The 2,129-nt window shown below is 65.5% G+C and carries 2 protein-coding genes and 1 pseudogene; 2 read left to right on the top strand and 1 reads right to left on the bottom strand.

Features of this window, described 5'->3' with window-relative positions; all coding sequences use genetic code 11:
• Together AC1DKV_RS40375 and AC1DKV_RS40370 are read left to right on the top strand one after the other, a co-directional pair.
• A partial coding sequence (locus AC1DKV_RS40375) for an ABC transporter substrate-binding protein (RefSeq protein ID WP_477139756.1) occupies window positions 1-1,111 on the top strand: 1,111 nt, incomplete at its 5' end.
• Window positions 1,112-1,338: 227 nt separating this feature from the next.
• Window positions 1,339-1,517, top strand: a pseudogene (locus tag AC1DKV_RS40370) (aldehyde dehydrogenase family protein); the annotation flags it as partial.
• Between the two features lie 16 nt (window positions 1,518-1,533).
• Here the strand turns inward: AC1DKV_RS40370 and AC1DKV_RS40365 are convergent.
• The coding region (locus AC1DKV_RS40365; RefSeq protein WP_477139755.1) for an ATP-binding cassette domain-containing protein at window positions 1,534-2,129 on the bottom strand (596 nt) is incomplete at its 5' end.

Raw genomic sequence — 2,129 nt, 5'->3', positions numbered from 1 at the left:
GATCGAGAGCGTGAAAGCCACCGGCCCGAACGAGGTCACGGTGGTGCTCACCAGCCCCAATGCCGACCTGCCGGTGATCCTGGGCACCTTCCACTTCCTCATCGTCAAGGACGGCACCACCGACTTCAGTGCCGGCATTGGTACCGGACCCTACAAGATCAAGGAGTTCAGGCCGGGCGTGCGCACACTCGTGGTGCGAAACGGCGCCTACTGGAAGCCCGGCAAGCCCTATCTCGACGAAATCGAGTTCGTCGGCATTGCGGATGACAGTGCGCGCGTCAACGCGCTGCTGTCGGGCGGGATGGACCTGGTGGCCATGGTCAACCCCCGCGCCGTGGCCCGAGTCAAKGGTACGCCGGGCTACGCCATCCTCGTCACGCAATCGGGGCAGTACTCAGACCTGATCATGCGCAAGGACGCGGGTCCAGGCATGAGCCCGGACTTCTTGATGGGAATGAAGTACCTGCAAGACCGCGAGCAGATGAAGAAAGCCATCGCGCTCGACTATGCGGTGCTCGGCAACGATCAGCCGATCGACCCCACCAACCGCTTCTTCTTCAAGGATTTGCCGCAGCGCGCCTTCGATCCGGAGAAGGCGAAGTTCCATTTCCGCAAAGCCGGCGTGACGGGCAAGGTGCCGGTGGTGACCTCGCCCGCCGCGCTGTATTCGGTGGAGATCGCGACGGTGCTGCAGCAGACCGCGCAGCGTGTCGGCCTGGACATCGACATCAAGCGCATGCCTGCCGATGGCTACTGGTCGAATCACTGGCTCAACAGCCCCGTAGGCTTCGGCAATGTCAACCCGCGCCCCAGCGCCGACACCATTCTCACGCAGTTCTTCAAGTCCGATGCGCCGTGGAACGAATCGCGCTGGAAGAACCCCAGGTTCGACCAGCTGCTGCTGGCGGCGCGGGGCGAAACCGATACCGCCAAACGCAAGCAGTTGTATGGCGACATGCAGACCATGATCCACGAGGACGCCGGCATTGGTATCCCGCTGTTCCTGGCCAGCATCGACGCACATTCGTCGAAGCTCAAGGGCCTGTCGCCGATCCCGCTGGGGGGGCTGATGGGCTATTCGTTTGCTGAGAACGTCTGGCTGGATGCCTGATCTGGAAGGTGGCGGGAGTGCGGTAGCCTGGGTGCAGTGTGCTCTCGCAAATCCGGGGCGACGGCGCGGCCTTCTGGCATGGGTAGCCAAATGCGCCCGCCATCCCACCACACCCCGTATTGAGGACGCCTGCGACGAGCTAGCGTTCCGCCGCCGTGCCGCCAAGGCGCGGCCCTCTCAAGCGACCGGCGCAAGCCGGTCGCTTTGCATTTGAAGCCTCGGCGCCGCTGCTCTTGCGCGAGCAGGGCGAGCCACTAGCTGAAGGCAAGGGGCGAGGTTGCGACTATTCGAATGGTTTGCTGGAGAAGCCCCGCGCGCCGATGACGGCGTGACCACCGCGACTGTTCCCGGCCGGCGCGTGCTGGCGCTGCGCCGACCGGTTGGCGTCATCGCTGCGATCACGCCACGCCGTGAGAACGGGGTCAGGCGGTGACGCCGGCGGCCACTGCATCGTCGCTATGCAGATCGACTTCATCGATCCAGCCGCGGCGCAGCTCGGGCACCGAGCGCGCCAGCAGCGCATAGTAGGGGTGGTGCGGACCGCGGTCGTAGTCCGCGTGCGCGACCTGGGTCAGCTTGCGGCCATGCTGCATCACCACGATCTCGTCACAGATCGAGCGCACGGTGTGCAGGTCGTGGCTGATGAAGAGATATGAGACACCCAGTTCCTTGCGCAGCTCGGCCATCAGGTCGAGGATGGCCGCGCCGACTACCGTGTCCAGCGCCGAGGTGATCTCGTCGCACAGGATCAGCTCTGGCTCGGCCGCCAGCGCGCGGGCCAGGTTCACGCGCTGTTTCTGCCCGCCGGACAGGCCACCGGGCGTGCGCTGCGCCACGCCGGCCGGCAGCCGCACCAGATCGAGCAACTGGCGGATCCGTGCCCGTTTCGCTTCGCCGCGCAGGCCGTGGAAGAACTGCAGCGGCCGCGCCAGGATCTCCTCGACGGTGCGTGCAGGATTGAGCGCGGTATCGGCCATCTGGAACACGATCTGGATGCGCCGCAGCTCCGCCGCAGCTC

Source organism: Cupriavidus sp. 05T41, from assembly GCF_056396525.1.
The sequence above is the reverse complement of the archived record's forward strand: the minus strand, read 5'-3'. Positions and strand labels throughout refer to the sequence as shown.